At 56.2% G+C, this 25,029-nt stretch carries 27 protein-coding genes; 14 read left to right on the top strand and 13 right to left on the bottom strand.

Translation table 11 applies throughout. The annotated features are described in order from the left end of the window. Both QD409_RS18725 and QD409_RS18720 read left to right on the top strand, forming a co-directional pair. On the top strand, window positions 1–246 hold a 246-nt coding region (locus QD409_RS18725), incomplete at its 5' end, for a transposase (protein WP_430763348.1). Window positions 247–389: 143 nt separating this feature from the next. Further along, complete coding sequence (locus QD409_RS18720; RefSeq protein WP_430763347.1) at window positions 390–1,232, top strand: hypothetical protein; 843 nt, start codon at window positions 390–392, stop codon at window positions 1,230–1,232. A 560-nt stretch (window positions 1,233–1,792) separates the two neighbouring features. Here the strand turns inward: QD409_RS18720 and QD409_RS18715 are convergent. The 3 genes from QD409_RS18715 to QD409_RS18705 form a co-directional block, all read right to left on the bottom strand. Further along, window positions 1,793–2,239 (bottom strand): hypothetical protein, encoded by a 447-nt coding sequence (locus QD409_RS18715; protein ID WP_430763346.1) that lies wholly within the window; start codon window positions 2,237–2,239, stop codon window positions 1,793–1,795. A 63-nt stretch (window positions 2,240–2,302) separates the two neighbouring features. Next, entirely contained in the window at window positions 2,303–2,464 is a 162-nt protein-coding gene (locus QD409_RS18710; protein WP_430763345.1) for a hypothetical protein, read from the bottom strand. A gap of 10 nt (window positions 2,465–2,474) precedes the next feature. Further along, a complete protein-coding gene (locus QD409_RS18705; protein WP_430763344.1) occupies window positions 2,475–2,948 on the bottom strand; it encodes a phospholipase D family protein in 474 nt (157 codons plus the stop codon). A gap of 140 nt (window positions 2,949–3,088) precedes the next feature. Here QD409_RS18705 and QD409_RS18700 point away from each other — a divergent pair, with 140 nt between their 5' ends. Continuing rightward, window positions 3,089–3,388 carry a hypothetical protein gene (locus QD409_RS18700; RefSeq protein WP_430763343.1) on the top strand — a complete coding sequence of 100 codons (300 nt, stop codon included), beginning with the start codon at window positions 3,089–3,091 and terminating at the stop codon, window positions 3,386–3,388. A 103-nt stretch (window positions 3,389–3,491) separates the two neighbouring features. Here the strand turns inward: QD409_RS18700 and QD409_RS18695 are convergent, their stop codons facing one another. Together QD409_RS18695 and QD409_RS18690 are read right to left on the bottom strand one after the other, a co-directional pair. After that, window positions 3,492–4,079 carry a hypothetical protein gene (locus QD409_RS18695; protein WP_430763342.1) on the bottom strand — a complete coding sequence of 196 codons (588 nt, stop codon included), beginning with the start codon at window positions 4,077–4,079 and terminating at the stop codon, window positions 3,492–3,494. Further along, window positions 4,072–4,257: a hypothetical protein gene (locus tag QD409_RS18690; protein WP_430763341.1), complete on the bottom strand. Its 186-nt coding sequence runs from the start codon at window positions 4,255–4,257 to the stop codon at window positions 4,072–4,074. Before QD409_RS18690 ends, QD409_RS18695 begins: the two co-directional genes overlap by 8 nt. 273 nt (window positions 4,258–4,530) lie before the next feature. On the opposite strand from QD409_RS18690, the gene QD409_RS18685 reads away from it, so the two are divergent. After that, on the top strand, window positions 4,531–5,199 hold the full coding sequence (locus tag QD409_RS18685; RefSeq protein WP_430763340.1) for an SOS response-associated peptidase family protein: 669 nt from the start codon (window positions 4,531–4,533) through the stop codon (window positions 5,197–5,199). A gap of 41 nt (window positions 5,200–5,240) precedes the next feature. Further along, the gene (locus QD409_RS18680) at window positions 5,241–5,888 is read left to right on the top strand and encodes an SOS response-associated peptidase (RefSeq protein ID WP_430763339.1); all 648 of its coding nucleotides are present in this window, start codon (window positions 5,241–5,243) and stop codon (window positions 5,886–5,888) included. A 366-nt stretch (window positions 5,889–6,254) separates the two neighbouring features. Here the strand turns inward: QD409_RS18680 and QD409_RS18675 are convergent, their stop codons facing one another. The 3 genes from QD409_RS18675 to QD409_RS18665 form a co-directional block, all read right to left on the bottom strand. Beyond that, window positions 6,255–6,551: a hypothetical protein gene (locus tag QD409_RS18675; RefSeq protein ID WP_430763338.1), complete on the bottom strand. Its 297-nt coding sequence runs from the start codon at window positions 6,549–6,551 to the stop codon at window positions 6,255–6,257. Between the two features lie 54 nt (window positions 6,552–6,605). Further along, entirely contained in the window at window positions 6,606–7,751 is a 1,146-nt protein-coding gene (locus QD409_RS18670) for a PIN domain-containing protein (protein WP_430763337.1), read from the bottom strand. 238 nt (window positions 7,752–7,989) lie between these two features. Then, entirely contained in the window at window positions 7,990–8,214 is a 225-nt protein-coding gene (locus tag QD409_RS18665) for a c-type cytochrome (protein WP_430763336.1), read from the bottom strand. 466 nt (window positions 8,215–8,680) lie between these two features. Between QD409_RS18665 and drt5 the strand changes: the two genes are divergently transcribed. The 5 genes from drt5 to QD409_RS18640 all read left to right on the top strand — a co-directional run bounded on the left by drt5 (window position 8,681) and on the right by QD409_RS18640 (window position 14,994). After that, window positions 8,681–10,207 (top strand): antiviral reverse transcriptase Drt5, encoded by a 1,527-nt coding sequence (gene drt5, locus QD409_RS18660; protein WP_430763335.1) that lies wholly within the window; start codon window positions 8,681–8,683, stop codon window positions 10,205–10,207. Further along, window positions 10,204–12,240: an ATP-binding protein gene (locus tag QD409_RS18655; protein ID WP_430763334.1), complete on the top strand. Its 2,037-nt coding sequence runs from the start codon at window positions 10,204–10,206 to the stop codon at window positions 12,238–12,240. Before drt5 ends, QD409_RS18655 begins: the two co-directional genes overlap by 4 nt. A gap of 99 nt (window positions 12,241–12,339) precedes the next feature. Then, window positions 12,340–12,738, top strand: a complete 399-nt coding sequence (locus QD409_RS18650; RefSeq protein WP_430763333.1) for an RNase H family protein — start codon at window positions 12,340–12,342, stop codon at window positions 12,736–12,738. 344 nt (window positions 12,739–13,082) lie between these two features. Continuing rightward, window positions 13,083–14,102 carry a thymidylate synthase gene (locus tag QD409_RS18645; RefSeq protein WP_430763332.1) on the top strand — a complete coding sequence of 340 codons (1,020 nt, stop codon included), beginning with the start codon at window positions 13,083–13,085 and terminating at the stop codon, window positions 14,100–14,102. After that, complete coding sequence (locus QD409_RS18640) at window positions 14,080–14,994, top strand: hypothetical protein (RefSeq protein ID WP_430763331.1); 915 nt, start codon at window positions 14,080–14,082, stop codon at window positions 14,992–14,994. Before QD409_RS18645 ends, QD409_RS18640 begins: the two co-directional genes overlap by 23 nt. 3 nt (window positions 14,995–14,997) lie before the next feature. On the opposite strand, the gene QD409_RS18635 is transcribed toward QD409_RS18640, so the two are convergent. The 4 genes from QD409_RS18635 to QD409_RS18620 form a co-directional block, all read right to left on the bottom strand. Next, window positions 14,998–16,095, bottom strand: coding sequence for an ImmA/IrrE family metallo-endopeptidase (locus tag QD409_RS18635; protein ID WP_430763330.1), 1,098 nt, complete (start codon window positions 16,093–16,095; stop codon window positions 14,998–15,000). Then, entirely contained in the window at window positions 16,092–16,424 is a 333-nt protein-coding gene (locus QD409_RS18630; protein WP_430763329.1) for a hypothetical protein, read from the bottom strand. The genes QD409_RS18635 and QD409_RS18630 overlap by 4 nt, the downstream gene beginning before the upstream one ends. A gap of 71 nt (window positions 16,425–16,495) precedes the next feature. Beyond that, window positions 16,496–16,873: a hypothetical protein gene (locus QD409_RS18625; protein WP_430763328.1), complete on the bottom strand. Its 378-nt coding sequence runs from the start codon at window positions 16,871–16,873 to the stop codon at window positions 16,496–16,498. 57 nt (window positions 16,874–16,930) lie between these two features. Further along, window positions 16,931–17,341, bottom strand: a complete 411-nt coding sequence (locus QD409_RS18620; RefSeq protein ID WP_430763327.1) for a hypothetical protein — start codon at window positions 17,339–17,341, stop codon at window positions 16,931–16,933. Window positions 17,342–17,535: 194 nt separating this feature from the next. Between QD409_RS18620 and QD409_RS18615 the strand changes: the two genes are divergently transcribed. The 4 genes from QD409_RS18615 to QD409_RS18600 all read left to right on the top strand — a co-directional run bounded on the left by QD409_RS18615 (window position 17,536) and on the right by QD409_RS18600 (window position 23,292). Further along, a complete protein-coding gene (locus QD409_RS18615; protein WP_430763326.1) occupies window positions 17,536–17,757 on the top strand; it encodes a hypothetical protein in 222 nt (73 codons plus the stop codon). A 96-nt stretch (window positions 17,758–17,853) separates the two neighbouring features. Next, window positions 17,854–18,606, top strand: a complete 753-nt coding sequence (locus tag QD409_RS18610; RefSeq protein WP_430763325.1) for an ImuA family protein — start codon at window positions 17,854–17,856, stop codon at window positions 18,604–18,606. Then, a complete protein-coding gene (locus QD409_RS18605) occupies window positions 18,527–20,038 on the top strand; it encodes a DNA polymerase Y family protein (RefSeq protein WP_430763324.1) in 1,512 nt (503 codons plus the stop codon). The genes QD409_RS18610 and QD409_RS18605 overlap by 80 nt, the downstream gene beginning before the upstream one ends. Next, complete coding sequence (locus QD409_RS18600; protein ID WP_430763323.1) at window positions 20,035–23,292, top strand: error-prone DNA polymerase; 3,258 nt, start codon at window positions 20,035–20,037, stop codon at window positions 23,290–23,292. The genes QD409_RS18605 and QD409_RS18600 overlap by 4 nt, the downstream gene beginning before the upstream one ends. 56 nt (window positions 23,293–23,348) lie before the next feature. Here the strand turns inward: QD409_RS18600 and QD409_RS18595 are convergent, their stop codons facing one another. Beyond that, entirely contained in the window at window positions 23,349–24,821 is a 1,473-nt protein-coding gene (locus QD409_RS18595; protein ID WP_430763322.1) for a restriction endonuclease, read from the bottom strand. Window positions 24,822–25,029 lie beyond the last annotated feature (208 nt).

Raw genomic sequence — 25,029 nt, 5'->3', positions numbered from 1 at the left:
ATCCGCGAGGAACTTCTGCTGCATGGCACTCGTCCGATCATTCCGCCGCGATCAACCCGGAAGAACCCGCCACCTTGCGACTACCGCGCTTACAAGGATCGCAATCGCATCGAACGCATGTTCAACCGAATGAAGCAGTTCCGTCGCATTGCCACGCGCTACGACAAAACCAAAACATCATACGCTGCTTTCCTCGCTATCGCCGCCGCTAAGATCTGGTTGCCATACTTTGTCAACATCGCCTAGATCTTCGGAACGTGAGTGTCTGATGACACGCGTTTACTGTCAGCTCGAAATCCGGATGGTAGATGTTGATCTCTTATACTTATACGCATTGTGAATGTGCAGGTTTTTGCTACTTTAAGTGATAATTCGAGGGGGCGTCGGCAGTGAAAAATGGTCTCGTTATTGCGGGTTTAGTAATTTTCTCGGGGTGCACATCATTTGAAACTCCGTTGGAAGGTAAAGATGACATAAGGCTAGTAGGTGACAGGGTCATTTGCGAATTTCGTGATGCGTACAACATGCAGATGAAGAAAGGGAATACTTGGCTGCAGAACTATGCGGTATCATATTTGCTGACGCTGAAACGCGAAGACTCGATAAACGGAGGCCCACACATTGGGTACAAGGCTTCATTTAGTCACGACCGCAGTTTCTCACTCGGCGACGGTGCTTCGATTGGCGCAACTGGAACTGGAATACGTACCATCACAACAAAACGGCAGTTCAAGCTTGCTGACCTTCCCGCCGTAAAGAACTGTCCTGTAGCTCCACCAAAGATGTTCCGGGGGAGTCTCGGCATTGGAGAAGGTCTCGAGGAGGCTCTTAGTGCTCAAGGCGGGGCGGCAGCCGGCCCACCGTTTCAAAACAATCTCGCTGATCTCGGCTATACGATTTCGTTCGAAATCAAAACGTCCGCATCCGTCGATCCGACGTTCGGTATTCAGCGCATAACCGGAGTGGGAGTGAACATGGGCGCCTACTCGGATAAGACGAATACACTCGACATTGCTTATACCGACGCCACTCCTCGTCCTCAGGTCATAGATGTGCGAGTCACGAATTTTCCAGGCCAGCCGGGGTTGGTGGGAACGCCGCCCCGTCCCGGCGCTCACAAGAAACCGCTTATCGGAATTCCTCAATTGCTGATTTCTCCAGAGGTGGAGGATCGCCTCAATCAGACAATCAATAGGCTTCAGAACGACAGGCTACAGAACCGACTGCGCTAGCTTGCCAGGATCGTTGGCTTGTGTTTCGGCGTGCAATATTGACCAGATAAGGGGTCAACATTGCACGCCGATCGGTAGGGTATTCGCAGTAGTGTCTCTCCGAGATTGGCGTTTCGGAGGGGAGGGCCCTCGCTGCAACGTCGTCGGCCATCATTGAATCCTTTCCGTCGTCCATTTGATGGCTAGCGATGGCGGCGGCATCAGCGAAGTTGTTGTGCGGCGCCACCGTCAGGGGCGCAGAATAAATGCGGCCGCCTCCCGCACGGCTCCAGATTTGTCGAATTCGACCTGTCGGTCATATTGCCGCCCGGCATCTACCCGCAACGAGTTGCGGCCGACACTGTCCAGGACGACGCGTCTTGCCACCGGCGATCGATCTAGGATTGCTCTGTCAGCGACTTCGATTGGTGAGACTGAACAAGCAAGCTCTCTGTGACTGTAGGTTGGGATCCACCGCTTGAGATTATAGCGTTTGTCGATCCATTCCCGAAGAAAACCGGATCGCCATCTTGCCTTTCCGTCGATTAGCGCCTCGGCCGCAATCGCCCGCACCAGCGGGTTCACTGATCTGATGGAGATGTCCTCCAAGTGGCCATCGAGCAAGGGTGCGCGCAGCGCGTGGCGCAGCGTCTATGGCGACGGGCTGTTGTTTGCTGGATCAGCAGCTTTGCGAGTTCGGCTGTAATATCTGGCCGAGCGTAGAGCTGCTCGATCATGGATCGTTCAGGCTTACCCCATCGTTGCCAACCACGTTGCCGTCCAAACAAATCAAGCGCAGCGCGAGCGATGATATCGGGCTGTGTGAGTGGGAACACGCGCTGTGCACAGAAGAATGCCGCCGTGCGAACCGGTCCGACCCAATCGTTCATTCGCCACATGACCGCTGCGACAAGGAAGGGAGATTGGAGTCCGCCCTTGATCTTGTTGAGGAAAGCCTCACGCAGATAGCCATCGCCATGGAAGATGTAGACGAACTCCAGGCTAGGCGTCTGCTCGGGAAGTTTCAAGGACATCTGCGGTTTCGACAGTTTGGTCCAGAAGGAACCGGTCGGCATCGCATAAAGTTGAGCTTAGTGGCGGATCTGGAGCGAGACTGTGGCAATTGACGCCGGCGGAATCGCCTTGAATTGGTGAAGGAGTATCCCGATCTGGGCTTCCAGCTCAATGCCCTGATGCAGTGACTTGAGAAGCGCACGGGTCTTGGGCGACAGAACCTCGCGATTTCTATTCATCGGTTGCTTCCTAATTCGAGCCGTCGAATGTGCGAGCGGCTTTGAGCCGCTCATCCCAATTCTCGGTGAAGCGCTTGGCGATCTCTCGGCTATCGATAAAGGTGACGTTCTCCGCGTTTCGCTTTTGGGCAGCGGCGGTGAAATTGTATGAGCCGCCAATCACCAGGTGGCCATCGACGATAGCGATCTTGTTGTGCGCAATTGCCGGCTCGAAATCGATCCAGGCTGGGATTCCAGCAGCCTCGAGCAGTGTTGCACCGGAATACTTTCGCTCATTCACCTTATCCAGAATCGCCAGAACCTCGACGCCGCGTTTCGCGGCGCGCTGCAAGGCGGGAATGATGGGTAGGGAGGTGAATCCATATGCCTGCAAACGGATCGAGGACTGCGCCCTGTCGATGACATCAACAATGCGCTCCTCGCACCGCTCCGCCGGCGTAAAGCAGACCGAGACCCTTGCCTCTGCTGGCTGTGCAGCAAGCATTGGAGAAGCTGGTAGAACTAGGGTGAGGCTTGCAATGATGAGTTTCATGCGGGAATGGATATCAGCTCACGGACACAATGCAATTCAACGCCTTCTGGTAGTGGACGCCGACGATAGGGGCTTACAAGGTGGCCCTGCGAATGTCCGTTCAATTGAAATTTGGCGAAGAAAGATGGTTCCCGGTCAACCTAAGTCATCCGATTGAGGGGCGCGAGCAGAGCATCCGTGTTCGCGTTGTTATCGAGGGAGAGGAGCTGATTGTCGACGAGGTCGGCGATCGCCAACAAGACCTCGCGTTCACACCAACCGGCCTCCGTCGCCCGACCTACGAACGCTCTGAATTCGACTTGAAGTTAATCCTGGCAGTGAAGATTCCTGTCAGGGTGATTATCGTCCACGGCTGGCGGTGCGATGTCGGACATATCCGAAAGGTGGACTGATTTGCCAGCTTTGACAATCGTTCATCACGAAAATCTAAAACACCTGCGGGCTCGACATCGCCTCCTAGGCGACGATGTCGCGTGCACCGCCGCGCTGCTAATTTCAAGCTGCCTTCGCGGCGAGCATATCGTTGATGCACTCTTCGTTCCGGGCCTCAAACTGCTGCATTGGAAAGGCATTGATGAATGTGCGGATGGTCTCGTCGAGATCGGCGCCAGATTGAGACCAGCCCGGCCCACAGTCGATCTGCATTCCAGCAAGATCCTCGACTCGGAAGAGGCCGCAGGTTTCGTCAGCCTCGTCGTCAACCGCAAGCTCGAGCGTACCGAAGGATCTATGGTCGTCGATCCAGTAAACCGGAATCTGGAGGAAGCGGATACCGGTCCGGTTGCCAACTTCGGTCAGTAGTAAATCGTGAACCTCATCAGAGTTCAGCGGCTTTGGCTCATCCCAATAAAGTTCTTCGTCCAAGGTCGGATAGTCCATCACCTTCCCCAGTAGCTCGCGCATACTGTCGAGATGGCGCCGCATTTCGCGCGACTTGCCTCGGAAACCGGGCCTGTCGTCCCTGAATGTATCGAATGCATTCCGGTTCAGATGGCCGAAAAACTCATAAAGCGCCATCGCCTCGGCCTCGGTCATGCTGAGAACGCCTTCTCTGGGGCGCGGGTCTCTCGAATATTCAAACATGGCTATTTCCTCCGTTGTCAAAGGTCGGGACCCACCCACGGGTAAAGCCGACGCTCATTCCCGCTTCGCAAAGGGCAAGCTGGCCGCGGACAAATTGCAATTCAGCGAGCAATGCTCCGATTGTGGCATTGGCGTCACCTTCAAAAAGGCTGAGCGCAGCACTGATCTGGTCGAGCACCGGCTCGTTCCTGCAGGCAGCTTCGGATGTCATGGGCAATAGTCTCCCTGCTCCCCTGATGTTAGGGGAATTCCAGATGCTGATTTGTCGATATGGAATTGCGCCGCCGGCTTTCGGTGCGACAATTTGTTCTCATTATGTTCTAATTTGAGAGCGAGTCAAGATCTACCCTTATCTGGTCACCCAGCAAGGGATTTCCGCTTCCTTCTGGACGGTTGTTCTCATTTTGTTCCTGTGTTATTTGGAAGGCACCGAGACGATGGGGTTGGCGCGATGTCCAGGCTATATGTGGTTGCTCGTACGCCTGAGGAGATTGGACGGCATTTCAAGGTTGACGTTGTGCCCGAGATCGCCGTGCCGAGTGAGACGATCGAAGGAGGCCCCGGTCTGATCGTCATCGAAAAGGATGGCCTTCGGCTGCTGAAATCCGTGTCATGGGGCTTTCCTCGACAGACACGGGGGATGCAGTTCAATAGCGAGCCGCCCGGACGTATCGGTCTGGTCGCCGATCTCACCAATCCCCTCTGGGACCGAATCGTCTTCGACCCACGCTATCGATGTCTCATCCCGATCACCCATTTCGCAAACCCGGATGGTCCCAAGGGCCGAAAGACTCGAGCCTGGTTCTCCAATACAAAGGAGCCCTTGCTTGCCTGGGCCGGTTTCTGCCGGAACACGCCGGAATTTGGTCCTGTGTTCGCAGGCATGACGATGACGGCAAACGAACTGGTGCGGCCGTTCAACGACCGTATGCCAGTCCTCCTCAAGAGGGCGGAATGGGACCTCTGGCTCCATGGAAGCATAAAGGACGTCATCGCCTGCCAGTTTCGCGAGCCGTTGCCGTCGGATGAATTCGAAGTGCTGCCGACCTGCGATCTATGGAGGGGTGGCATGCCTCCGCGCCCGAAGTCTTTCCTCAACCCGGAGACCATGCCAATCTAGCCTCGCATGAAGCACCTTATGCTCGAAAGGATCGCAGCAGCATGTGCAACTTGTATACGGTTCGGAAGTCCGCGGAAGAAGTGGCCCGTTATTTCGGGGTGGCCAACCCGGTTAAATCCAACTCTCCGGAGGAGGTCTATCCCGGCACGCCTGGCATGGTCGTCACCGAGCAGGACGGCTCACGGGAGATGCGATCGATGATCTGGGGCTTTCCTCTGCGCCTCAAGACCATGAAGCCTGATGCGAAGCCCATCCCGGTGAACAACATTGCAGATCTCACCAAGGCGATGTGGATCGGCGTCGCACGCAAACCCCAATGGCGCTGCCTTATACCCGTCACGCATTTTGCCGAGCCGGAAGGACCCAAGGGGAAGAAAACCCGCACCTGGTTCAGTCTTCCTGATGAACCAATTTTCGCCTGGGGCGGGCTGTGGCGTATGTCGGACGAATGGGGATCGGTCTACTCGGGAGCCATGACGACGGCGAACGATGCAGTGTCGCCAGTTCACGACCGGATGCCGGTGATACTTCATCGGGACGACTACAATAGCTGGATGACAGGCACCCTCGATGATCTCCTGGCCTTCCAACAACGAGTATATCCACCTGAATTGATGGAGGTGGAGCGGACGAGCGATCTCTGGGTGAAGAAGAAGGCGTCCGGCGCAGAGGACGCCGTGTTATTGTGATGCCTCGTTGGACCTGACCATGACTTGCGGCCTATCGAGCACAATCCGGTCGCGGGTTTCGGTGACGGTTGGCGAAGCCGCGAAGGTTGCGCCTGAGAGCCGATCGCAAGTAGAAAAGCTGAAATATTTCAGATGCTTGGAAAGCCGTTCTAGCAGCGATTCAAAGTTTATCTGCAATCCTCGCTGCGGTACTCCTCCGGGACATAGCGAAGAATCATTCGCCCGATACCACCGCCGATCTAGCTATCGACGCTGCGCACCAACTCCTTGAGAGGGCGATCTTTGGCGGCATCTTCATCAGGAGCGACATTAAGAAGCGCGCCTAGGCATCGCATTCAGCCGGACTGAGTTGCTGCCCGGCGAGCATCACGTCGAGCGCTGTAGCCGCTCCACTACCGACAGGCCAAAGAAAGTTTTTTCGACCTCGTAGGACAGCTCCCTCGTTAAGCCTGCGAGCGCATAAAGCTTGTTGATGAAGCCGGTGGCCTTGGAATGAACGCACTTTGGCTTAACGACGTTCCCGAACGGTTTGCTAAATTCGACGAGCCACCAGTCGGCGCCTGCCCATTTCTTCAGAAAGAAGACCGGAAGAAAATGACGTCGGAGTGGTTCGTTCGTCATGCGAGGATGGTGGCGTTGCTCGTCGATCGCAATCGTGAACATCAATTTCGTCGGGATTTCCGCTGGCTTCGGCTGGAACAGCCGGTGGGTATCGAGTTATTCGTCGACGCGCCATCGATCCTCGTCGTAGTCATCGTCGCTCCAGTCAGGTTCAATGTGTCCGAAGTTCACCGTTATCTCGGTGTCGACGATTTCGACAGCGGTGCAGGTGACGCTGTCAAGGTTGTCGAAGTCCCCTTCGAAGGTAACGAGTGCGAATGCCTCAAAGTCCACAAGTCTCTGAGCTGAGCTTGAACCCATGGGCACCTCGTCCTTGTCAGTGGAATCGTATACGGAAAAGGTGAAATCGGCTTCGGCTTTAGCCGTGACGAACAGCTTCACCTTCGCAGCGATAAGCCTCTTGCCGACCTGAACCACCTTGAAGTCGTACGCCGACCCATTGTGTAGAAATTTGAAATCCGTGTAAATCAGGCGAGCACTCTCATCGGCTTCCCAGTTGAAACCTGCTGAAGCGTCCGTTTCAACTGCAAGTTCTCCCACGGCATCTGCCAACTGGCTTACAAGTTCGTCCCGCAATGCGGTAGCGGGCTCAGCGTCGGCGGCTTTGAGCAAGCTCTCGAAATGCGCCTGAGCTTCTTCTGCATCTTCCTGAAATTTCTCAAGAGCAACGGCAAGATCTTCCTCAACGTCAATGAACTCCGATGTCTTCGCGTACGCCTGCCAACCCTGATCCTTGGAAATCGCGAGTATGTGCTTTGAGTGTTTTCTCGCCCAGGCTTCCAGCGTGATGAGCGCAATGGCATCGGGAAATTCGCTCTTTTTCTTTCCCGAGCCCTCGAATGGTGGAGCAGGAGAAAAGTATCGTCGAATGAGTTCCTTCACGTCGACATCGTGTCCCGCGACAACAGAAAGGTTGGTGTCGGCCGCGAAGCGGTTTAACCGCTTTCTTGCAGCTTCTTCTGGGAGCAGCGCGTCCTGATGAGATTTTTCGAGTGCCTCCATGGCGTCCCCAGAAAGCACGCCGCTCTCCCTGGCCTCTTTGATCGCTTGACCGAGCTTGTCTCGGGCATTCTTGGCTTTCTCCTTGAGATACTTGTTCACCTCGCGGATTACGATCTCCGAAAGAACCAGCATTGCGGAGCCCTCTCGGAATTGCGTGAGCTGGCCGAGCATCCCCCCTTCGAGGTTAAAGCTGTTGTGATTGAACAAGTTTGTATCGAGAGTGATGGCGTCGTACTGCATGTTGGATTCCAGCTTTGCCCGCTAAACTGCGATAGCGCGAGCGCGGTGTAGGCGCGAAAAGAAGAGCGCGCAAGCCGGCAGGATTATGACACCTGGACTGGCGGCAAACCAAGCGAGATACCTTCCGAAATCGATCGGTTGCTCACCAACCCTCTACTTTGCCACCTGCTCAAGCGTGACGGAGCCAGCCTTGTCTCCAAAGCGGCCGACCAGATAGTTTGCAACCGCTGTGATCTCGCTATCGTTGAGCGACCTGCGGAAGGAGGGCATGCTGGCGACGCTCGTGGCGGTTTTTGCCTTCTGACCGCTCAGGACAATCTGGACAACATTGGAGCCGAGCGGGTCGTTCGGGGTCTTGCTCCCCTTGAGGCCGGCGAACGGCGTCGACATCCCAACCATGACAGCTTGCGCAATTTCCAGCGAAGACCTTCTGCCCAAGTCCGGCGTTGTCAGATCCAGGCACATTGCGGCCATCCTGTAAGGCGGACGGGGCCGCGGCTATGCAGCCCTTGCTCAGCAGCGATTAGTGCCAGACAATTGGGGTGGAGATGTGCGGGAATAGCGCTTGGACGCGGGTAAATAGATGTGGCCGAACCCAATGTGGATGGAACTCCGGCAGTCGTCTCAGGAGGGTAGGGATGATGCTGAAGCCGGTCTCTTGCCTTGATATCAAGTCATTTGGCTTCGTATCAGGCAGCGGCACCTCTTTAATGGATTTCGAAGATTTCGTGGAGGCCCCTCCCTGTCGAGGGTAGATCTGCAGCGTGTTCCACGAGGACAGAGCCGGCGGAGATTAAGTATCAACGCTCTATCCTAAAGTATTCATGATCGAAGTCCGCTAGTGAGCGTTGTGGCGCGCGTAGATTGTTAGTGCGATCTAATAATGCTAGTAGAGCTTGCGGTAAGGTGATGTCAGGAGGAACAGACACTTGGCCAAGACGCGAAGGCCGCCACCATATGGGTCCAAAGAATTCTTTCTCGAAGACTTCCCTCGGACGCTGTTTCCTCTGACTACGAACAAGATTCTTGTTGAATACGGTGCCAACGAACTGCTCACCTACGCGCAAGAGCTTGTGGACGGAGGCGGCTCGTTCCTTCCTCAGCGGAGGGTTCACGCGAATAAGGACGCAATCCATCTTCGGCGCACGGTGAAGCTTGACCCAGTTGCCGAGTATTATCTCTATCACTTGGTGTTCAACTCCAGGAGGATACTCCGCAAGCCGCACCGGGGCACCAGAGAACACTTCGGATACCGCTTCCAAGACGGCCGCCCTCTCTCTCCGTCCAAAAGCTATGCCGACTTTAAGCAGGCCGTTTGGGACGGAACCTTTCGATTCGAGGAGTTCATCTCCTTTGACGTCGCGTCCTACTTCAACAATGTCTATCACCACGATCTGCATGCTTGGTTCGCTGCACTCGAATCTGAACCGAAGACAGTCGAGGCGTTTGGCAAGTTCTTCAGGGAGACGAATGCAGGCAGATCGATGGACTGTCTGCCTCATGGTCTCTACCCAGCGAAGATGATCGGCAACGACTTCCTGCGTTTCATCGAGGATTCGTCAATGGTCAAGGCATCCCGAATCGTCCGCTTCATGGACGACGTCTATCTCTTCGGCAACAACCTTGAGGAACTAAAGGCAGACTTCGATGAAATTCAACGGCTGCTAGGTCTAAAGGGCCTGTCGGTAAACTCCAGCAAGACAAGGACTGGAGGCATGCCGCAAACCGACGAGGCTGAGGAACACCTGAACGAGATCAAGAAGCGCCTGCTTCAACGGCGGCGTCACCTGATAATCACGAATTATGCTGATGACGATGATGGCGGCGATGATGCCGGCACTGCGCTCGATGAAGAGGAGATTGAATTCATACTTTCCATCCTTAGGGAAGGTCATCTTTCCGAGGATGACGCTGAACTGATTTTGATCGTCATGCGTGACCATGTGGAGGTCATGGAGGAGTTTCTTGGGTTGTTCGCCGAAGGTTTCCCCCACCTCGCGAAGAATTTCTATGGGCTCTGCGCCGAGGCAAGGGACAAGGATTCGATAGCGGAAATCGTGTTGAGGGTGGTGACAGGCGACCGTCATGTTGGCGAATACCAATTGTTCTGGTTCGGCATGATGCTGGAGGGATACCTGCTCGATACAAACCGCGCGCCAGTGATCATCAACGCGCTATACCATCACCCAAGCGCCACGGACGTCACTCGGGCGAAGATCTTGGAGATCCCGGACCTGCGGTATGGTCTGCTGGAAATGCGCGAGACCTTTCTGCGCGAGGGGCGCTCCGACTGGCTGGCATGGGCCTCGGCTGTCGGGTCTCGCGCGATGGACAAGCAGGTGAGGAACTATCTACTCGACTATTTCAAGAACGGATCGCAGATGAACCGGCTCATCGCGGGAATCGTGCAGACGATCCCCTATGGGCTATCCGCGGAGGCCAACTCGACGCCATGAATAAGAACTACGGCTTGCTCGGCTTCTGCGGTGGGATGGTGCTCCTCCTCGCTCTGTTATGGCTGCATACTGGATCGCTCGCTCTGCCTTCAGGTGCCGACTCGATTTGGTTCAACGCAGGACTGTTCACGCTGCTTCTGGGAAGATTCGTAACTGAGTACCGGTTCACTAAACCGAACGATGTCTTCCTAAACTGCGTTGCCGTATTTGTCGGTGTTTCATCTCTGACGTCCCCTCCACACCGCGAATGGTGGGAGGCGCTCCGGTGGGGCTCGTTTTTCCTCGGAGCCGCTGCCGTCGGTTTGTCCTGGGATCTTGGCACCGAGGCTCGGCGGGAGGAGAGCAGGATACGTTCCTTAGTGTATCAAATTACGGTCGCTATAGGGAAAGCCGACGTCATCTTTTCGTTGGTATTCATACTTGCGATAATCAGCTATTTCGACGTGAATAATCTTCAGACGAAGGTTTTTGTGATCGTCTGGGGTATCATCCTGCTTGGAGCCAACCTGCAGCTACCAACCTTGGCCCGCACTATTCGGAAATCCAGAAACTTTCCGGATCGGAAGGTGCTCGGAGTCACCCATTCCTTCCTTGCGCCGTCCATCGTGTTCTGCACCCGCGTTGGAGACACGAGAACACATTTGCACCAGCTTGTGGGCTTCGCGCAGTCCGGTGCGCGCCCATGTCACTGCATGGGAATCGTCATCGGGGAAAGATCTTCGGCATCGGAGACGCGCATTGCTATAGCGCTCATCAGGAGCAGCGTTGCGGAAGCCCAGCTCAACGAGAACTCGCTGATGGTCACCGTGAGCGACGACGAGAGACAAGCCGTCCAACCACCCATAGACGATGCTGAAGTCGCCACCTTGGCGAAGGTTGTTGGAACCGTCGCGAAGGGAAGTAGCATCTCCCAGGTGAAGTTCGAGCTGTTCGGATCCCCGGACGTGAGGGCGGGTTCCATGCTCCGTGTCGGCAGTGGCGACAGCAACGTATTCTATCAAGTGTTCGACGGGCGGATTAATGAAGAGATCGCGCTCACCGGCGGGGAGCGCGCATATGTTGAAGGCGAGGCAGAACAGATCGGTCGCTGGGATCAGCAGCGCGGCGGGTTTGACACCCACGACTGGGTCGCGCGTGAACGCGCGCCGGTCTTCCTAATGGATCAGGACGAGCAGGCACCCGTCTACGAGCCCGCGGCTTCCGAGATGGTGGTCGGGAACGTACCGAATTCGAACTACCACGTCGTGATCGACACTCATGGCCTCGTCCTCTATCACGCGGCAATCCTCGGTGTTACAGGAAGCGGAAAGTCCTTTCTGACGTACGCTCTGATCGAACAATGCGCCCAGCAGGGCATCAAGGCTATCTGCATCGATCCTACGGGTGACTACCAAAGGTACCTTCATGATGCTGTGATGGTTCCGTCGACGGGCGCCTTGCGTGCTCTTCTTAATTCGGACGCGCACTCTATCGGCATCGTTGAGACAGCATCTTCGGATCGGAATCCAATAGACCAGACGCTCGAGGTGGCGCAGGTGTGTTTAGACTGGTGCAAGGCGCACCGACAAGACGCGGATGTCTTGAACCCCCGGCCGAAGGTCCTCCTCGTCCTCGAGGAGGCTCATCTGCTCGTTCCCGAGTGGAACTTCAATCCGACGCAAAACCTGCGAGACAATGTCAACCGCACTGCTCAGATCGTGCTCCAAGCAAGGAAGTACGGGCTAGGATTTCTTATCGTCTCGCAACGCACTGCCAACGTCACGAAGAGCGTTCTGAACCAATGCAACACCGTTGTGTCCTTTCAGGCATTCGACGAAACAGGCTTCGACTTCTTGAAGAACTACATGGGATCATACCACGTTACGGCATTGCCAACCTTGAAGGCGCGCCACGGAATTCTGGTTGGCAAGGCCTCTCGTTCACGCAGGCCTCTCATGGTGCACTTCAACGATCAGCAACGAAACGTCCGAGCCCAAGCTGCTCCCAACATGCCGATACCGGCCAATCCAGAACCGGTGAATGCAGACCTCTAGCGTAAGGGACGCCCCCAATGGCTGGTGTCTACGGCCCAAATCAGCTTTAGCTTTGGTGTCCTATCGCCATCGGTTCCCTATCAATGCGATGCCCTCCGCATGACCGACGCGCTTCACACCTACACCGACGGCTCCTTCGACGCCGCCTCCCGCTCCGGAGGATGGGCGGCCGTCGTCTATGAAGGTGACAGCCAGTTGTTTGCCGCTTACGGCAAGGGGATCAGCACATCGAACAACACGTTCGAAGTCCTCGCTGTTCTGAGCGCGATGGCCTGGATCGCCGCCGAGGCTCCGGCACGGTGGGTCACGCTCTGGACGGACGCCGCCCAGGTCATAGAAAGGCTGCTGTCGATGGAGGACCATATGGCGCAGCAACGGCTGGCAGCGGATCACGCCGAACCCCGCACGCGCGACGGCGGCCGATTAACGACATGGAGATCTGGCAGCGACTCGACCCCTTCTGGAACAGCATCCGGATGTAGTCGTGGAACGGTGTAGAGGACATTCCGGGGTTGGTGGCAACGAACTTGCCGACATCCTGGCGAGGAATGCCGCGTGCTCGGCAATGACTTGGCCGGCAGCCCTAAGTCGAAGTGCCTTGGTGAAGGAGCGTTCGAAGGCATTCCCGGCGTTGAGCATCAACGACGTGCAGAGCGTCATCGGCGTGGCGATCGGCTCCGAGGTCATGACGTGGACCATCGAGGGGCGGGAACGACACAGCGTGGCGTGCGCTATCCACTACAGTCCTTGGTGGCGATGTGTGCTTTTATAATAAATCAAATAGTTGCAATCTAATTTATCCGTCATACGATCTTGGCGAACAATGGATTCGGGGCGATCACGTGGAAATCGAGCACGAAGGAATCGACGACGTTTTGATGGACCTCTACCCAAGACTTCTGTCTTCGGGGGCTGCGGCGGTGGGAACTCGTGGAGGAATTCTGGAAATCCTGGGCGTGACCCTTCGCATCAAGAATCCGCTTGCGAGGGTCAGTCGATCACAAGACAGAGGCAAGCCGTTTTCCGCCCTCGGTGAATTGCTCTGGTATTTACATGGTTCCGACAAACTTGAGTTCATCGAACCCTACATAGGTCGATACAGGGACGATGCTGAAGACGGAGTAATTCATGGCGCATACGGGCCACGCTTTCACGCGATGCGCGGCGATATCAATCAGATTGGCAATGTTGTCAGGCTTCTTGAAGAAAATCCTGAGTCCAAACGCGCGGTGATCCAGCTCTTTGATGCTGCCGATATCACGCGACGTTTTAAGGAAATACCTTGTACAACGACGATGCAATTTCTCGTCCGGGACGGCCGCCTTTATCTATCGGTTACGATGCGATCGAACGATGCCTACCTCGGACTACCACATGATGTCTTCTGTTTTACCATGTTGCAGGAAATGATGGCTCGCCGTCTACAGTGCGAACTCGGTGAATACTATCACTATGTAGGGAGTATGCATGTTTATGACCGGAGCGTAGAGGCTCTTAAGGCCTACCATGCGGAAGGTTGGCAGAAAACATCAATCATGCCGGAGATGCCGAAATGCGATCCATTCACGGAGGCTAAAAAGATCATTGCGCTCGAGCAGAGAATACGAAGCGGCGAGGATGTGGATGCCGCAGTTGAGTTTAAGGAGCCCTATTGGGCTGATCTGATGCGCCTCATCCAAGTCTACTGGGCTACAAGGCAACGTAAGACAACTGATCTCAGCAAAGTTGGCGTGCTTAAAGGCCAGTTCGTAAACGAATTTTTCGCCAACTTTATGACACGTCGCCGTCGCATGCGCGAACATGGAAATGTAATCAAGAAGGCCGAAGGGGAGACTACAAATGTGGCCGAAGCGACAGGCTGAATGTCGTCGGCTTTCCGAGGCATTGCGCCGCCATTCTGTGAGCGTTCGAGCTCTTCCGGGCGTAGACAGCGACGCCGCGCGAGAGACACTTGCCTGGCAGTTCATCGCCAGTCTTCGTCGGGAGGACTATTATCAAGCCGTCCAATTCAAGGCCGTAGATTGCCGCAGAGCCAATCCAAATTCCGAAATGTTCGATGCTGAGCGCGCGGTCGCGTTCCATCTACAGCAGAACGATGTCGAGGAGGCTTGCTGGCTGATCTTTCTGATGACGCACTTTGCCCGGCCGACAACCGGCTGGCGGCGACTACGTGACGTCTATGGAGTGCTGGGTAAGGGAGTTTGGGACTGGAAGACGGTCAGCGCAAATCCGCAAGCCATGATCGATTGGCTCGCACAGAATTGGAAAGATATTGGCGGCAAGTTCGGGAACCATAGAAAGTATGAGAGCCTCAGGCCCGATTCTCACCGTTGCTTTGCAAGCGTGCTTTCCAGCTACCTTGCGTGGATTGGACAAGATGGCCACCGTAAGTTCTTTGCCGACGCTGTAAGGGCAAGCGGCAATAACCCCGGCGTGATCTTCGACTCGCTATATCGAGGCATGACCATCGCAACATTCGGCAGGCTCGCCAGGTTCGACTATCTCGCGCTGATCGGACGCTACAAGATCGCGCCGCTCGCCGCCGCTTCAGCATATCTCGACACAGCGACAGGTCCTAAGTCTGGAGTACGCCTCCTATTTCTGGGGAATACAAAGAATCGAACCCACGACCGTGAGCTTCAGGTTTGGCTCGACAGGCTCGACCAGGATCTTGGAGTAGGCATGGAAGTTATGGAAGACGCCCTCTGCAACTGGCAGAAGAGCCCCTCGAGTTTTGTTCACTACAAGGGATAGCCGTTAGGCGAGGGCGGGAGTGATCTCATCCCAGCTCCAGCGCCGCTTGAGATAGTTGAGTTTGTCGGGCCCAATCATATCTCGGTGTTGCATTTGCCCCACTGTGAGCCCCGGTGCAACACCGATTGAGACGCTGAATCTGAGGACGTCGTCGCGGTCGGCGCGAAGCCGTTCGAATTCGGATGCGCGATTGGCAGGAATGATACAGCTTTCCGCGAAGCCGTTCGCTTCCAATTCCTTGTCGTCCACTGGAGTCTCGTCTCCATCGACGAAGGTGTGGGCCTGATGCAATATAAGATGCCCGATTTCATGGAAGAGCGTAAACCAGAAGTGATCGTCGGAACGATATCGGAAGCTCATAAGAATCATCGCCTTGTCGGGGTCGACCATCCTCGCTGCACCGCTTGCCTTGCAATCTTTCGGCGGCTTTACCACGACGAGCGCAACGCCGACTTCCGCTAGAAGCTCTCGGAGCTTTGGAAGAAAACTCTCCGGATGACGAACGCGCGATAGCTTACGGATCGCCTCCAACCGATCTTCCAAATTGCCTGGGTTCCAAGTGTGAGTTGTCACCATGTCGGATTCGAGTTCTCCGCGGCGCAGCCAGAGTAGCATCGCGTCGTTGCTCGAAGAGAAGGTATTTGAACTTCTAAAGTCGGTCTCACCGACTAGCTTTCCGTAACGCTGACTCCACGACGCAACCGTGGGAACGTTGAAGTAAACCAAACGGCGGCGGACTTCCTCACTCTTCCTCTCTTTAGTCATTCGTCCGCGCGGCTTTATGCCAGGCGCCGGTAATGAAAGAACAAGATCTTCGTTGTCCGCCTCGCGAATGCGCTCGACCGCCCTAGCGACGGCAGAATCGAAATTCTCCTGCCGAGTCAACCAAAACTTCTGTGTAGCCCCGAGCAACGTCGCGAGCCGTTCTGCCGCGTCCGCGTCGATTGTGGCTGAGCCATCCAAAAGGGCACGAACCTTGTCCATGCCGTCATCAAATAGAGCAGCCAGTTCGCGAGCTGCAATGCCACGACGTTGCATTACCGTCCGAATGGAATCGCCAGGCTTCGAAAACCAGTCTGGTGTCGAACGCTCTTCAATCATTGTTGGCCCGCAATTTCAGTCAGCTTGATATATTGAACAGTCGACCAGTCGACCTGTCCAGCCCCATCAACGAGTTGGTAGTTGTCGATAGCCTCGAAGGAGGCCGTGTATAACGTACCAAACGCAACGCGAAAGGATTTTGTTGCAGCCGACACTAGGTCCTCCCCAAGGAAATCATGCCATTCGCGCGCATTTTCGAACGCTTCCGCGTCAGCGATCATGGTGGCAAGCCGGTCGGCATGTGTCCGGCCATAGGCTTGCTCTGCCATAACCGGGTCGAGGCATTGGTTCTTCAGCTCGGGACTAGCGTACGAAACCTGCGTGCCCATCTGCTATATGCGGCTCTCGATTCGCAGTCTTCCGATCGTGGCTTGTGCCACGCTGTCTTTGCTGAGAGCGATCATTTAGGCAATGCCGATCCTTGAGGCTTTGACGCCCGCTTCGCTCTAATCTGTTCGATGCGTGACCAGTTCCGAGCCAATTCCTTTTCACCGGCCTCAGCCATGACCAGCCCTCGTAAGGAGCACAGCGCAGCGAGCGTTACCAGGACGCCGCCAGTCTCTTGTGTAACGTCGCCTTCCTTACGGGAAAATACATAGTCAACAAGCGCGTGCGCGTCTGATGAACTACATCCGGAAGCCTGAGCCAGTTCCAATGCCTCCTCAAGAAATCGATGTGTACGCTCATCGAGATCGGCCTGGGCTGCTGCCGGGAAACACGATTGAAACCAATCCTGCACCCGTGATTGGAAGCTCGCGGTTTTCAAGGATTCGTCCATGGCTCCTCGTCGTCGAACAAGACTCACTTAGCTCTGCACAGACGATAGCACGCGCAGTTACTCATACAACGTCTCCGTGCGATTGGTTGTTGATAACTCCATCATCAGGACGTACCTGAAGGTAGTGCTTCCGCTAACCGCGGCTGGACTAATGTCGATGAACATGTCTGCGGCATATCCGCCGAGGCTAGCCTCGGCGAGAGTTCGTTTACAGAACATTCCAGCCTTGCGCTTGAGTAGCGGCAGCACGCTTGTCAGAACAAAAATGGCGGGGCGGATAGGCAAAACGAATAAGCCTGGAGGAATGATACCGGGGATGCGGTCCGTGCCGATGCTAAACGGACTCATGCGATCGGATTCAAATCCCGCCACACCGCCAACTAAAACATCCCGCAGGAGCAAGAATTCGGTCGCCTGGCGCTGATCATTGTATTGTGTTTGACGGAAAGCCGCGCCAAATCCAGACAACACCGTCGTACCAATCTATCGCGGCCTTCGCCCGCGAGTTATTTTTATATCTCTCGCGTGATGAGCTGTAGAGTGCGCCAATGAGAGCTGGCAGAAGCGCGATCGGTACGATCGTGAAGACGTCTGGATAAAAATATAATCCAAGAGACGTCACGCCCACCAAGACAAGTCGATAAGTCCATAGATGTTGCTGTATGAATGTAATCATCGTTGCGTTGGCAGGTGGCGGACTATCCGGTGAAGGGCTGCTGGCTTGTGTATGGTGCCCTGAACATAGTAACCGCTCGGAATCAAGAAGCGCAAAATATTTCTACAGCAATGCTTGGTTGCTTCCTTGTCCTATTGGCCTGAATCATCACGGTATTTTCAAATCCTCTAAAACCAAGGGAATAAATTCCTGTTTTGATCCATCTTGACTTGGTCTGGGATTAAGAACAGAACAGGAACATAGGTCATTTGTGACGACATCAGGTCGTGCTTTTACCCCATGAACCGAAAGGATTCAGTGAATAATGGCGGCTGCCCGCGAGCACGTCATATCGGACCTGCGTACCCGCATTGCCGCCCTGGAGCGGCCTGTCGGACGTAAAGCAGACCATTTGCCCTTCGGAGTTCCTGAGATCGACGCCGTCCTTCCCGGAGGTGGCCTTGCCTATGGCGCTCTGCACGAGTTCGCCGGCGGTGGGGCTGGTGTCGTCGATGGTGCGGCGGCAGCCCTGTTTGTTGCCGGAATTGCCGCACGGACGAAGGGAAAGATCGTCTGGTGTCTCACCCGGCCGGACCTGTTCTTTCCGGCCCTGGCACAGGCTGGCCTTCATCCGGATCGGGTCGTCTTCGTCGAGGCCGACAAGGAGGAGAATGTCCTGGCGTCGATGGAAGAGGCCTTGGCTTTTGGCGGGCTTGGTGCCGTTGTCGGCGAGATCGTCCGGCTGCCGATGGTTGCCTCTCGCCGCCTGCAATTGGCCGCCGAGAAGACGGGCACCTTGGGTCTGGCCGTCAGACGTTGGCGCAGGCAGACGGAAGCGTCGGATTTCGGGCAGCCGACGGCGTCGACGACGCGGTGGCGGGTCAGCCTGCTGCCGTCGGAAGAATTGCCTGTACCAGGTGTCGGCCGAGCGAGGTGGTTCCTGGAATTGATGAGAGTGAAAGCAGGCGAATGCGCCGAGTTTATCGTTGGAGCGTGTGATGCCTCGGGTCGTATCCATCTATCTATCGGACCTTCCGATCGACAGGATCAGGCGGGCAGATCCCGCCATATCGCCTGAACAGCCGGTCGTCGTCATCTCAAGGAGCGGCTCCAAACGCTGGGTGTCAGCGGCTGACGCCATGGCACGGAAGGTGGGCGTCCGCGTCGGCATGAAAGCGGCCGAGGCGCAGGCCCTGTTCGGCGGCCTTCTCATGATCGATGCCGATCCCGCAGCCGATGCCACCGTGCTCGAGCGGATCACGCTTTGGGCGCTCACGCAGTATTCTCCGATTGTCGCCATGGATGGTTCCGATGGGATCGTCATGGATACGGAAGGCGCGGATCACCTGCAGGGTGGCGAGTTGCCGATGCTGACCGGGATTGCCAACCGGTTCCGGGCGAGGGGGCTTGCGACCCATGTGGCGATCGCCGACACCTGGGGTGCCGCCCATGCCTGCGCCCGCGCCATCAACCGCGAGATCGTCATCATCCCGCCCGGAGAGACCGTTCGCGCAGTCGAACATCTGCCGATTTCCCGGCTGCGGCTGCCGGACAAGATCGTCGGGGATCTGAGGACGCTGGGTTTCAAGACGATCGGGGAACTGTCGGCAACGCCACGTGCACCATTGGCCCTTCGCTTCGGCCCCGAAATCGGCAGACGGCTCGACCAAATCTTCGGTCGACTATCGGAACCCATTGACCCGATCCGGACGCCCGACCTGATCGAGGTCAGTCGCTCCTTTGCCGAACCCATCGGTGCGGCGGAGACCATCAACAAGTATGTCGGACGTCTGATCGTGCAGCTTGTCGCCGAGTTGCAGCGCAAGGGGCTCGGGGTACGACGAACCGACCTCATCGTCGAGAAGGTCGATGGCATCAGGCAGGCCATCCGGGCGGGGACCGCCAAGCCATCCCGTGATATCGCCTGGCTGACGAAGCTGTTTCGGAATCGCACCGAAAAGATCGAACCGGGTTTTGGTATCGAGAAGCTGACGCTCGTTGCCGTCGTGACGGAACCGCTTGCCGACCAACAACGGTCGTCCTCATTGGTCGATGACAGCGCCGGAGACATCACGCCGTTGATCGACATCTTCGGCAATCGCGGGCAGCGCGTCTATCGGATGGCACCGGTCGCGTCCGATGTTCCCGAACGCAGTATCCGGCGTATTCCTGCGGCCGTCGAACAAGTCGTGGAGTCTTGGGTGCATCATTGGCCGCGGCCTGTGCGTCTGCTCGCGCAACCAGATCGCATCGAGGCCATTGCGCTTCTCCCGGACCATCCTCCTGCCAGCATTACCTGGCGTGGAAAACGACGTCGAGTGAAGCGTGCCGACGGCCCGGAGCGAATATTCGGAGAATGGTGGAAGCGCGACGCTGAGCTGGAAGCGGTGAGAGACTATTTCGTGGTCGAGGACGAGGCCGGTGAACGCTTCTGGATCTATCGCAGCGGTGACGGCATCGATCCGGAGACGGGATCGCATCGCTGGTTTCTGCACGGGATCTTCGCATGAGATACGCCGAGCTGCAGGTCACCACACATTTCTCCTTCCTTCGCGGCGCATCCTCTGCCGACGAATTGTTTGCAACGGCGAAGATACTGGGGATCCAGGCGCTCGGCATCGTCGATCGCAATAGCCTTGCCGGGATCGTCCGTGCGCTCGAAGCATCGCGGTCCACTGGGCTCCGTCTGGTTGTCGGTTGCCGCCTCGATCTGCAGGACGGCATGTCGATCCTGGTCTACCCCACGGATCGTGCTGCTTATTCCCGTCTGACCCGACTGCTGACACTGGGAAAATCCAGGGGCGGCAAGGACAACTGCATTCTCCATATCGAGGATGTGGCTCTTTATGCCGAGGGCCTGATCGGAATTCTTGTGCCCGACCTTGCCGACGAGACCTGTGCCGTCCAGCTCAGGAAGCACGCCGAAATCTTTGGCGATCGTGCCTATCTGTCGCTATGTCTTCGTCGACGACCGAACGACCAGATGCGACTATACGAACTGTCCAATCTGGCGGCGCGTTTCAAGGTGAAGACGGTCGTGACGAACGATGTTCTGTTTCACGAATCCGGCCGCCGGCAGCTTCAGGATGTCGTCACCTGTATCCGCAACAACATGACCATCGATGAGGTCGGCTTCGAGCGGGAACGACATGCGGACCGTTTCCTAAAGCCGCCGGAAGAGATGGAACGCCTGTTTCCACGGTATCCGGAGGCTCTACAGCTGACGATGGAGATCGTCGACCGCTGCAAGTTCTCGCTGGAGGAGCTAACCTATCAGTATCCGGAGGAGGCGATCGTACCGGGCAAGACCGCCCAGGAATTCCTGGAGCATTATGTTCGGGAATGCATTCCGAACCGCTATCCGGAAGGGTTGCCGCAATCGGTGCTGAAGGTGGTCAGGCATGAACTCGATCTGATCCGAACCATGAAATATGCGCCGTACTTCCTGACGGTGTTTTCCATTGTCCGCTATGCCCGTAGCCAGGGCATTCTCTGCCAGGGGCGAGGCTCCGCCGCCAACTCCGCCGTCTGCTATATCCTTGGCATCACCTCCATCGATCCCGAGACCAACAACCTGCTGTTCGAGCGCTTCGTATCCCAGGAGCGTGACGAGCCGCCCGATATCGACGTCGACTTCGAGCACGAGCGGCGGGAAGAGGTCGTCCAATGGATCTATAAGACATATGGGCATGACAAGGCGGCTCTCTGCGCCACCGTCACCAAGTATCGGGCGAAAGGGGCGATCCGCGATGTCGGCAAGGCGCTGGGGCTGCCTGAGGATGTCATCAAGGCCTTGTCATCGGGCATGTGGTCGTGGTCGGACGAGATCAGCGAGAAGAACGTCCGGGAACTGAACCTCAATCCCCACGACCGCCGTCTGGTTCTGACGCTGAAACTTGCCCAGCAGCTCATGGGCGCACCCAGGCATCTGGGCCAGCATCCCGGCGGCTTCGTGCTCACGCATGACAGGCTGGATGACCTTGTCCCCATCGAACCAGCCACCATGAAGGACCGGCAGGTGATCGAGTGGGACAAGGACGACGTCGAGGCGTTGAAGATGATGAAGGTCGACGTGCTGGCGCTCGGCATGCTCACCTGCATGTCGAAAGCCTTCGCTTTCATCCGTGAGCACAAGAACATCGATCTGAATTTGGCGAATATCGAGCAGGAGGACCCGGCGACCTACGCCATGATCCGCAAGGCTGACACGCTTGGCACCTTCCAGATCGAGTCCCGTGCTCAGATGTCGATGCTGCCGAGGATGAAGCCGCGAACCTTCTACGACCTCGTCATCCAGGTCGCCATCGTCCGGCCCGGCCCGATCCAGGGCGGCATGGTCCATCCATATTTACGCAGGCGAGAAGGCAAGGAGGTGGTCGACTATCCGACGCCCGACTTGGAAGCAGTTCTCGGCAAGACCCTTGGGGTGCCACTCTTCCAGGAAAGCGCGATGAAGGTGGCGATGGTCTGTGCAGGATTCACGGGTGGCGAAGCCGACCAGCTCCGCAAATCGATGGCGACCTTCAAGCACACCGGAGGTGTCTCCAAGTTCAAGGACAAGCTCATCAGCGGCATGGTTCGAAACGGATATACCTCAGAGTTTGCTGAGAAGACCTTCAGCCAGCTCGAAGGTTTTGGTTCCTATGGCTTTCCGGAAAGCCATGCCGCCTCTTTCGCTCTCATCGCCTATGCTTCCAGCTTCGTGAAGTGGCATCACCCTGACGCGTTCTGTGCGGCGCTCCTCAATTCCCAGCCCATGGGTTTCTATGCTCCAGCACAGATCGTCCAAGACGCCAGGCGACATGGAGTGGAGGTTCGACCTGTTTGCGTCAACCGATCCCGGTGGGACTGCACGCTCGAATCCGCTGAAGGCAGTGATCGCCATGCCGTCCGCCTCGGCATGCGCATGGTGCGCGGACTGGCAGAAGCCGATGTTGCGCGGATCACCGCCTCTCGCATGGATCTCCCCTTCGAGAGCGTCGACGACATGTGGCGGCGATCCGGAGTGCCCGCCGCGTCCCTGGTAGAACTTGCAGAGGCCGACGCCTTCCTTCCGTCCCTCGAACTCCAGCGTAGGGATGCGCTCTGGGCGATCAAGGCGCTCCGGGACGAGCCGCTGCCGCTCTTTGCCGCTGCCTCCGAGCGGGAGGCACGAGTGATTGCCGAACAGCAGGAGCCAGAAGTCACTCTTCGACAGATGACCGAGGGGCACAACGTTGTGGAGGACTACGGTCATACGGGGCTGACATTGCGCGAGCATCCGATCGCCTTCCTGAGACGCGATCTGACCGAGCGGAACATCGTCACCTGTGAGGAGGCAATGAGTGCGCGCGACGGGCGTTGGCTGATGACGGCTGGTCTCGTCTTGGTGCGACAGCGGCCCGGCAGCGCCAAGGGCGTGATGTTTCTGACGATCGAAGACGAGAGCGGCCCGGCAAACACCGTGGTCTGGCCGACATTGTTCGAACGGCGCCGTCGGGTTCTTCTGGGGGCTTCGCTGATGGCGATAAACGGACGTATTCAACGGGAGGGGGAGGTCGTCCATCTGGTGGCGCAGCAGCTATTCGATCTTTCGGCCGATCTATCCGGTTTGGCTGACCGCGACCAGTCCTTCACGCTCCCCCTGACCAAGGCGGATTATTTTACGCACGGGGGTGGTCCTGATCCGAGGGAAAATCCGAAGCGCACCGTCAAGCCGCGGGACATCTATGTTCCCGACCTGCATATCGATACGCTCAAGGTGAAGAGCCGGAATTTTCATTGAATCCTTCCGCCGTCGCTCGGATCGGGGGCAGCTCATATAAGTTGGCTTGGAGGAAGTTAAACTTGGTCTTCCCATTGATGTCTGTAACAGGCACGGCATTCCAGCACCTGGATCAAATCATCAGGCAACGGATCTCGACCGATTTGCTGCTTCACCTGCCAAGCCATCTGCGGATGTTCTTTTAGCAGATAGTCACCCGACACTTCGTACCTGTGGGTTATCTGGATGAAACGATCTTCCTTTTGTCCGAACCGGACGACAGCAACATCATTCGGTTTCAGGTGCCCGAACCGTCCGTCAACATCGAATAAGTTCTCCAGCTCTCCGCCCCGGAAGTTCGCATACAGTTCACACAGCCTATCGGGCAACGCTAACCCCTCCTTGTTGTAGATTTCTCCGAACTTGGGCTCGGGAAAAGACTTTGGGAAGAAAGACACCCGCGTGAAGTCATCTAGTCCGATTTGCTGCTGCCCCTTTTCTAAAAAGGAGCGAGTACCGGAGACCGGAGAGCCATTTATGAAGTCTGTAAATATATGCGGAACCTCATTCCAGCTATCGCCTTTGTCGTCGATCACCTGCATATCATCATAACGAATGATGCCATTTACGCGAAACATTGCTTGGTTCTTCCGAGGCAATCTTTCCCAATAATCCCTAACGAGAGCGACCTTTTCTCGTCGTTCGCGGTCACGAGCTGATTCCTGCATGCCATCGCGAGGGTTTCCGACCACTATGGACGGCTCTGCGAAATCAAAGACCTTCGATGCCTCGTCAAAGTACGCAAAGCACCATCTTATCGACACAATCAGACCGCGTGGATGAAGTTCGACAACTTCAAAGTCCTTCCAGCGGGGGTTTTTGTCGAAATCTGCATACTCCCATTCATATGGATAGAACCTGTCCTTCGAATCCCGTGCCAAAATCCAAGAGTTCGCAGCATTATCTCCGAGTACTCGCATCACCTTGTTTTTGTTCGCGACTTCGGATCTGATTTCGGTCGCGCGCGATCTTCTTCGAACGACGTTCGATATACCGAAAAAAGTAAATAGGATCCTATCGTTCTTCGGTTGATAGAGCTCGGTTTCAAGCATCGCATTTCCGAGAAGATAGAACTCCAGGACGCCTAGTCTGGTCAGCTCATCGCGGAAGGTGTCGTAAGCCTTCTTGGAAAAATTCGTCGCCGCAGCCAGGACGTAGCCATATGGCACATTGTTCGGATCGATGTCCGCCAGGATCTTCTTTATCCTGCTGGGCGGGATTGTTTTTTCGCGCTTGCACTGGATCATCCATACATTGCCGTCCATTGGGCGAAGGACTTCGTTGCCTTCGTCATCGACGGTGGTTGTAGTGGTGCGTTCGTAGGCCCTGATATCGAAGCCGTCGTCGTCCCCGCCTTTGCCAGTGGCTTCAATCGTTTGCCAATCCCGAAAGTCATAGATCAGCTCGCGGACCAAGTCTTCGAAACGCTTCGGATCAAGGTCTTCGAAATGGATTGGATTTGTTGTTCTCGTTGGTGTCGCTTTGCTCATGTTCAAAAGCAATAGCACTCTCAACGTCGTGAATAAACGCCAGCTTTTTTCGCAATTAGGTAACTCCTGCCATCAGCTCCGGGTAGATGTGGCCATGTGCATGCGTTCCACGAACTTACGATCTGGCGACCGCGGACGGCGCCCAGGAGCCGTCCAGCACTACCGCCTTCGGCCAGTAGGCTCTCACATAGAGCGAGATGTCGCCCTT

The organism is Rhizobium sp. BR 315, assembly GCF_050577975.1.
In the GTDB taxonomy this organism is placed as follows: Bacteria; Pseudomonadota; Alphaproteobacteria; order Rhizobiales; family Rhizobiaceae; genus Rhizobium; species Rhizobium miluonense.
This window is presented reverse-complemented; position numbering and strand designations above follow the sequence as displayed.